Raw genomic sequence first — 7,173 nt, forward strand, 5'->3', positions numbered from 1 at the left:
GGCACCGCGACCCACTCGGACCGCGTGACGCCAGCGCCCCGACCCCGCCCTCGCGCCACAACTGGTGCCACTGATAAGCCGACTTCAGACTCACCCGCAGACGCCGTGCCACTTCCGGCGGCTTGACCTCCTGCTCGAACAGCTCGGCCGCCTGCATCCGCACCGACTCCCGACGCACCCGTCCCGCAACGGTCAGCCCGCCCCCATCCGAATACCTCACACACCATCGAATACAGCCACCACACCAAGCCCATCAGGGACTTCGGGAAAGTTCACCCTGACGAGCCGAAGTCAGTAACCAAGCGGTCGGAATGCCCCTGCGGAAGGTTGCCCACGAAGCACCGGCGGTGGCTATGAGCTGCCCCGTGATGGTCCGTGATCGTGTCGGACGCGTGAGTCGTAAGCCGTGCGTCGAAACGAACTTGCCACTCGACCGCTCTGCGGGATGACATGCCCTCATGAGCAGAATGGCGCAGGTGCTGGTCCTTGCACGGTACGAGGACGAGGTGATGGAGCCGCTGACGCGGATCGACGAGACGCGTACTTGGCGCGGCTGTTTTGAGCGGATACCGGACTGGTTCGTCGGCGGGTGGTATCTCGAGTTCTTCCGCGAGAGCCAGCGCCGCGGGGTCCTCGCGGACCTGGAAGCGCTGCCGTGGAACAACCCGGAGTGCGTGCAGGTCATGCTCCACGACGAAGACGACGATTGCTTCGGGCTGTGGATGTTCCATGATGGAGTGCTGGCCGAGGTATCGATTCCGCGCACACAGCGGGTCCACACCCCGCCACCGCCGTGGTGGGGCGACAGCCCCCGACCCGGATACCTACAACGAACGGACGGACCGGACGCAGAGGCGCTATCCCTGCATTCCCCCGAGCATGAACAGGACCCACGACTCTGCTGGTAACGAGAACATGGCGGGACAGCCCATGCGAGCTCGTTACTCGGTGGCTTCGCTGGTGCGGGCGGTGAGCTGGGCAAGGTTGGGCAGGCCTAGGAAGACGGGGGACTGCTTTTTTCCCTGCTGGGCTTCGATCTGGGCGATCTTGTCCTCGACGGCGGCGAGGCTGGCGGACAGGCCTTCGACTTCGCCTTCAGCGAGATGTCACAGGTCGCGGTGTGCCGCTGGTCCCGCAGTCTCGGTGCAGTGCCTCAACTTGTGTGAGACGCGTGCCGCGAAGGCGTCTCACACAACCTGGACCGCGGCAGGTCACGCCCCTGCCACGGTTCAACCCGACTGAGACCGATCAACTCACGTCACTCTGACAAGAACTCTTGCGTATCAGTACGTGCGCTGAGGACATCGCGGAAGGCCGGGGGAGTCGGTTCCGGAAAAGATCTTCCCCGGAGACGAGGCCCGTCCCCTTGTCCTCGGGGGGGGTGAGGATGCTGTGGGTGCCGATGAGGCGCCAGATCACGTGCGGTGTGCCGGGGCGGAGCGCGGCTCCGTATTGCCAGGTGGCGCGTCCTGCGGGGCCGGTGCCCATGGACCAGGTGAGTTCGTAGATGCCGGAGGCGTGTTGGATGCGTTTGATCGGGAGACCGCACCGGAAACGGCCGTGTCGACCTGATCTCACGGCACAAAACCAGTGGTGAACTGCGTCTCTACGAGGGCACGCGGGACTCCGGCGAAGGGCTCGGCTCCGCCCCGGCGTCCGTCGCCATCGGATCCGGCTGGACTCACGCCAATCGTCCGCTGACCACGGCTGTCCCCGATGCCGACGGCGACGCCAAGACCGACATCTGGGCCACCGGAGGTGACGCCCGGCTCTACTTCTACCCAAACATCTCGGGTAGCGGGGTCGCCGTGGGCACCTCGGGATGGCAGAACTTCCAGGCACTGAGCTGACCTCAGGGGGCGCACGGCCGAGGTGGCCCGTACCGGTTTCGTCCGGTACGGGCCACCCCGGCGGAAGCCGGTCGGGGCGGCTTCCGGTACTGCAACGGTGCTTTTCCTGAAGGTTGGGCAGGTTCGGATGGTGTGTGGCCGCATTGTTGGTAGTGGCTGATCCGAGCTTGGTGTTGTCGTCGGCGGCGCCAGTGGGACCAGCGCAGGATGTGGTCGATCGAGGCTGGTCGGCGGTGGGTGAATCGGTGGATCAGGCGTCACAGTTCGGGAAGGTTGAGGAGGCGAGGGCCCTGACCCCGGAGCTTGGACACCGGAGAGACTTGGATCTTGATGGTCCAGGAGAACGGAGTCCCCGTGGGGATGAAGCACTACCCCGCCGAGTTCAAGGCAGACGCAGTCGCGCTGTACCGGTCGCGTCCGGGAGCGACGATCAAGCCGGTCGCCGCCGACCTCGGAATGAACACCGAGACACTGCGGAACTGGATCCGGGCTGCCGACAGGCGCCGCTCCGGCGCCCACTCCGCGCCGACGGCCGCTCCGCAGTCTGGCGGTGACACGGTTCGGGCGGAGCCGGCCGCCGCGAGAAAGAGGATCCGTGAGCTGGAGGAAGAACGCGACATTTTCCGCAAGGCTGCCCGGTATTTCGCCGGGGAGACGCGCTGGTGAACCGCTGCCAGTTCGTTGACGATCACCAGCGCCGATACGGTGTCAAGCGGCTCTGCGGCATTCCCGGGATCGCCCGTTCCAGCTTCTACTTCCGGGGCCAAGGCCCACGACGATCAGAACCTGTTGCCTGGACATCGAGGCCTTTCCCTCCTGCGCTGCCCGCGAAAGCCGACGGATGTCCATGGCCACCGGCTTCGCTTGCGACCAAGCTGTAACAGCCGGTCCCGTCCCGCGAGCGGCGTGCTTCCGGGAACGGCCGCCGCGTCATGTCACGTGCGGCCCGGAGACGAGGCGACCGTTCTTGTCATAGGGCCAGGCGTTGGCGGTGCATCCGTGCAGACCCTTGATCTGCTGCATCATGACGGGGGCCAGCTGCCCGGGACCTGCGCAGGTCATGTGACCGTGGCCCAGGAAGTGCCCTATCTCGTGGTTGATGATCAGCGCCCGGTAGTCATGGATCGGACCGTCGAACGTGGGTGAGCCCTCGACCCAGCGCTTGAGGTTGACCACGACCCCGTCGGGGACCTCGCAGTTGTATTCGCCCTTGGTGTCCTGGTGGATGCCCGCCCAGCACAAGGCGTCCGCCGTTCCTGGTGTCGCGATCTTCACCGTGAGGTCGTGGTGAGCTCCCGCGCCCACCAACTGGAAGGAGTAGGCATGGTTGCGGGTCCAGCCCCGGGGAGCGGCAAGTATGTCGGCGATCTCGTTCGCCGCTTCGGCCGGCGAGATCTCGAGCCCGGCCTCGACCTCTACCACGTAGCGGAGCAGGCGCGGCCCTTGACCGACCTTCGCGCGACCGGCGTCCGCGGTGACGAATGAGCCGGTGCCCCTCGAAGGGACATTGATCTCGGCACGGAGCTGAGTGGGTGTCGGGGCGGGCGCGGGGGTGACGCGCACCGTGCTCCGCGGGCGCTGTGCACCGTTCGACGCGTCACTTCGTCCACCGTCCAGGAGGTACGGCGCCGAGCCGAGCAGGCCGACGGCCATCAGAGTGCCGATCAGATAGTTCCGCGACCGGCGGGTCTGAGCGCTCCGGCGGTGGGAGGACCGGCGCGGAGCGCTCCGGCGGTGGGAGGACCGGCGCGGAGCGACCCGGCGGTGGGAGGACCGGCGCTGGCGGCCACCTCGGTGGGAGGCCGGGGCGCTGCCGGCGGGTGGTGCGGATTCCCGCTCTCGTGCCGAATGCATGGCAGCTCAGACTGGTCGTTTCAGATGATCATCATGAGCTCGGATGGTGACGAAATGGTAACGGCGAATTGTGGGGGACTCCCACGGCTCGGGAGGGGGCCGCCGGCGCCCCGGCCCGTTGTGATCGTTCGGTAACAGCACTCACGGGGGCTCTTCCCGGGGTGGGCGTCTCATCCGATCGGTCTACACTGGCGAAGTGTCACGAGTCCTGATTGTCGAAGATGACCCAGATGTCCGTAAGGCTGTCCAGCTGGCGCTACGGCATCAGGGACATGACGTATTCGCCGCCGGAACCGGTGAAGAGGGATTGGAACAGCTCCGCCTCTTCCAGCCCGACGTCATCGTGCTCGACCTCATGCTGCCCGGCATGTCCGGCCTCGACGTGTGCCGGCGGATAAGGGTTCGCGACCAAGTGCCGATCATCATGGTGACGGCCAGGGGAGACGACATCGACGTGGTCGTGGGGCTGGAGGCCGGCGCGGACGACTACGTGGTCAAGCCCGTGCAGGCCCGGGTGCTCGACGCGCGCATACGAGCCGTGCTCCGCAGACTGGACGCGTCGGTCTCGGACGGTCTCAGGCCCCGGGCGGAGTCGCACGGTGAGCTGGTCATCGACCGGGCGGGGCTCGTGGTGACACACCGTGGCGAACCCGTCGTGCTCGCCCCCTCCGAGCTGAGGCTGCTGCTGGTCCTGTCGGCCTCGCCCGGCCAGGTGTTCAGCCGCCAGCAGCTGCTGGAAGCGGTCTGGGAGCACAGCTACCACGGCGACATACGGCTCGTGGACGCCTGTGTGAAGCGATTGCGCGGCAAGCTCGGTGAGGGCAGGGACCCCCGGTACGTGCAGACCGCGCGCGGCTTCGGTTACCGCTTCGGCGTCTCGTGAACGACCGGAGAACCGTGCCGACAGAAAACACCCTACGGAAACGCAAGGCCGCCGCAGACGGGCGGAACACCGGGCCGGGGCGGTTCCCCGGGACGGCCCTGGCTCGAGTCCCGCTTCCGCTGCGGGGGCTGCGCCCCCGCCTGGCGGCGGCCTTCGTCCTGGTGACCATGGCCAGTGCCCTGGGCACCGGAGCACTCGCCTTCCGGGAGGCGCGCACGGGAGTGCTGCAACAGAGCCAGGATTCCGTCATCAGGCAGTTCCGGGCGAGCGTCAACGCCGTGGCCGTTCACACACCCGCTACGCCGGACCAGACGGAGCTGCAGTCGGCGGTGAACCAGGTGCTCGGCGCCAACCGGACACAAGGGTGGCAGGTCATGGCCACGTATGACGGCCTTCGCGCTTACGCGCCGAGCGCCGAATTCGACAGGCTCAGTCCCGAACTAAGCCGGTCCGTGCAGACCAAGCGCGCCGCAGTGTTCCAGCGGATCAACGCCGACGGGCATCCCTGTCTCGTCGTCGGAATGCCGGTCACGTACACCACCAGCGAGGGCGAGGAATCCAGGCTCTCGGGGATGGTGATGTATCTGGTGGTGCCGCAGAACACCGAAGAGGCCTATGTGCGAGCGATGATCAGTGGCATCGAGCGCGCCACCCTGGTGGCACTGTGCCTCGCCGTCGTCCTGGCGCTGCTGGCGGCGAGCGGTGTGCTCCGTCCCGTGCGGGCGCTGCGTCGGGCGACGCGCCGGATGACCGAGGGGCACCTCGACGTCCGGCTGGCCGTCAACGGTTCCGACGAACTGGCCGACCTCTCACGGTCCTTCAACGAGATGGCGGCCGCCCTGGAACAGTCGGTTGCGGAGTCGCGCCGCCTGGAGGCCCAGGCGCGCCGCTTCGTCGCGGACGTCTCTCATGAACTGCGCACGCCGCTGGCGGCGATGTCGGCGGTCACCGACATGCTGGACGAGAAGACACGGCTCCTGGACGAGGAGACCGGTGACGCGCTGCGGTTCATCAGTGAGGGAACCAGTCGGCTCAGCGGGCTGGTGAACGACCTGATGGAGATCTCCCGTTTCGACGCGGGCGCGGTCGAACTTAACCTGGACGAGATCGACTTGGTCGAGTCGGTACAGCGCACCCTCGCCTCTCGCGGGTGGCAGGGCCGGGTGGAGACCCGTTTGCCCCGACAGGGCGTGCTCAGGACGCGCGTGGATCCGGTCCGAATCGACGTGGTGATGGCCAACCTGGTCGGCAACGCGCTGCGGCACGGGGCACCGCCGGTACGGCTGACCATGGGCGTGAGGGAGGAGCGAGCAGACGTGGCGTGGGCCGTCATCGAGGTGACGGACAACGGACCGGGGATTGCCGAGGAAGCCATGCCGCACATCTTCGAGCGCTTCTACAAGGCGAGCACATCACGAACCAAAAGTGAGAGCAGCGGGCTGGGCCTGGCCATCACGGCCGAGAACGTGCACCTGCACGGAGGACGCATCCGTACGGCGAACCTGCCCGGGGGCGGTGCGGTGTTCACGGTCGAGTTCCCCCTGCACCGCGACTCCGCAACCGTCGACGACGACATCGCCGCAGGTGCACGGTGAAGGGCTCGCGCGCAGGGGCGCTGCTGGCCGGGCTCACCCTGGCGGCGTGCGGAGTCCCCCCGTCCGGCGTCATCGAGGCCGGCGAACCGGCGAGCGGCATGCTCTCTCCCGGTCCGAAGCCCCCGGCGCCCGCCGCCACAGCCCTCTACTTCCTGCACAACGGAGAGCTGAGGCCCTATCTGCGCAAGATCACCGACCCCGGGGACTTCGGGGCGGTCGTGCGCCTCCTGTTCGCCGGACCGACCACGAGCGAGGCCGCGACGGTCACCACGGAGCTGCCCCGCCTGACGGACACACTGGAGGTGGCGATCGGCGACGACGCACTCTCCGTCCACCTCTCCAAAGATGTTCCTCCCCTCAGCCACCCGGCCATGCTGCAGTTGGCGTGCACGGTGGCGCACATGGCTCCGTCGCTTGCCGTGGTGCCCGCAGACGGGAATCGGGACGGCGCCTCCGCGGCTCCTCCCGACACCGCGCAACGCTCTCCCGCACAGTCGAGCGTCCGTGTGTTCGGGGACGGTTGGACGATCACGCAGTCGGCCGACTCGTGCCCCGAATCCCTCCAGCCGTAGGAGGAGCCCGGGCCGGTCGCATTCGCCAGGGAGGGCGGGTCAAGGAGGAACACCCCGCCTCCACCCGGCCCACGGCACCGCACCGACCCACTCGATGCGCGCCACTTCCACGCCGCCGACCGCACCGGATGGATTCGGCGCGCACCGGGTGGGTGCGCGCCACCGCACCCACCCGCACGGTGGTGCGGTCAGTGGTGCGTACCGGGTGCGGAGTGCATCGCGTGGGCCAGCACCAGGTGCTCGTCGCGCATGGCCTCCAGGGTGTCGGCGGTGTCCGGGTGGTCGGGGTCCGGAATGACGTTCACCGTGAACCGGATGATGCTCCGGGCGATGCCCGGCGCGGCGGTGGTGGGGGAGTCCCGTGCCCAGTCCCGCAGCGCGGACAGCAGTGCGCATCCGACCTCGTCCAGCGCGAAGGA

Annotated in this window: 8 protein-coding genes; 5 read left to right on the top strand and 3 right to left on the bottom strand. The window is 67.9% G+C overall.

Annotated elements, in window-relative coordinates:
• A partial coding sequence (locus tag EAO76_RS42680) for a helix-turn-helix domain-containing protein (RefSeq protein WP_399463788.1) occupies nt 1-220 on the bottom strand: 220 nt, incomplete at its 3' end.
• Between the two features lie 247 nt (nt 221-467).
• On the opposite strand from EAO76_RS42680, the gene EAO76_RS42685 reads away from it, so the two are divergent.
• Nucleotides 468-908, top strand: a complete 441-nt coding sequence (locus EAO76_RS42685) for a hypothetical protein (RefSeq protein WP_262376238.1) — start codon at nt 468-470, stop codon at nt 906-908.
• 1,272 nt (nt 909-2,180) lie between these two features.
• Nucleotides 2,181-2,516, top strand: a complete 336-nt coding sequence (locus EAO76_RS42695; protein ID WP_262376242.1) for a transposase — start codon at nt 2,181-2,183, stop codon at nt 2,514-2,516.
• Nucleotides 2,517-2,780: 264 nt separating this feature from the next.
• Here the strand turns inward: EAO76_RS42695 and EAO76_RS42700 are convergent, their stop codons facing one another.
• Nucleotides 2,781-3,413 carry a DUF3152 domain-containing protein gene (locus EAO76_RS42700; RefSeq protein ID WP_316248421.1) on the bottom strand — a complete coding sequence of 211 codons (633 nt, stop codon included), beginning with the start codon at nt 3,411-3,413 and terminating at the stop codon, nt 2,781-2,783.
• A gap of 487 nt (nt 3,414-3,900) precedes the next feature.
• On the opposite strand from EAO76_RS42700, the gene EAO76_RS42710 reads away from it, so the two are divergent.
• From EAO76_RS42710 to EAO76_RS42720, 3 genes are all read left to right on the top strand, one after another.
• Entirely contained in the window at nt 3,901-4,587 is a 687-nt protein-coding gene (locus tag EAO76_RS42710) for a response regulator transcription factor (protein WP_148841594.1), read from the top strand.
• A 167-nt stretch (nt 4,588-4,754) separates the two neighbouring features.
• On the top strand, nt 4,755-6,182 hold the full coding sequence (locus EAO76_RS42715) for a cell wall metabolism sensor histidine kinase WalK (RefSeq protein WP_148841595.1): 1,428 nt from the start codon (nt 4,755-4,757) through the stop codon (nt 6,180-6,182).
• Nucleotides 6,179-6,754, top strand: a complete 576-nt coding sequence (locus EAO76_RS42720; protein WP_148841596.1) for a GerMN domain-containing protein — start codon at nt 6,179-6,181, stop codon at nt 6,752-6,754. Before EAO76_RS42715 ends, EAO76_RS42720 begins: the two co-directional genes overlap by 4 nt.
• Before the next feature lie 188 nt (nt 6,755-6,942).
• On the opposite strand, the gene EAO76_RS45150 is transcribed toward EAO76_RS42720, so the two are convergent.
• A partial coding sequence (locus EAO76_RS45150) for a hypothetical protein (protein ID WP_399463791.1) occupies nt 6,943-7,173 on the bottom strand: 231 nt, incomplete at its 5' end.

Origin of the sequence: Streptomyces sp. sk2.1, assembly GCF_008120935.1 — a bacterium.
In the GTDB taxonomy this organism is placed as follows: domain Bacteria; phylum Actinomycetota; class Actinomycetes; order Streptomycetales; family Streptomycetaceae; genus Streptomyces.

Bases quoted from the DNA above. Each gene is read 5' to 3' on its own strand.
- EAO76_RS42715 (WP_148841595.1), top strand. From the start codon at position 4,755: ATGGCCAGTGCCCTGGGCACCGGAGCACTCGCCTTCCGGGAGGCGCGC.
- EAO76_RS42685 (WP_262376238.1), top strand. From the start codon at position 468: ATGGCGCAGGTGCTGGTCCTTGCACGGTACGAGGACGAGGTGATGGAG.
- EAO76_RS42695 (WP_262376242.1), top strand. From the start codon at position 2,181: ATGGTCCAGGAGAACGGAGTCCCCGTGGGGATGAAGCACTACCCCGCC.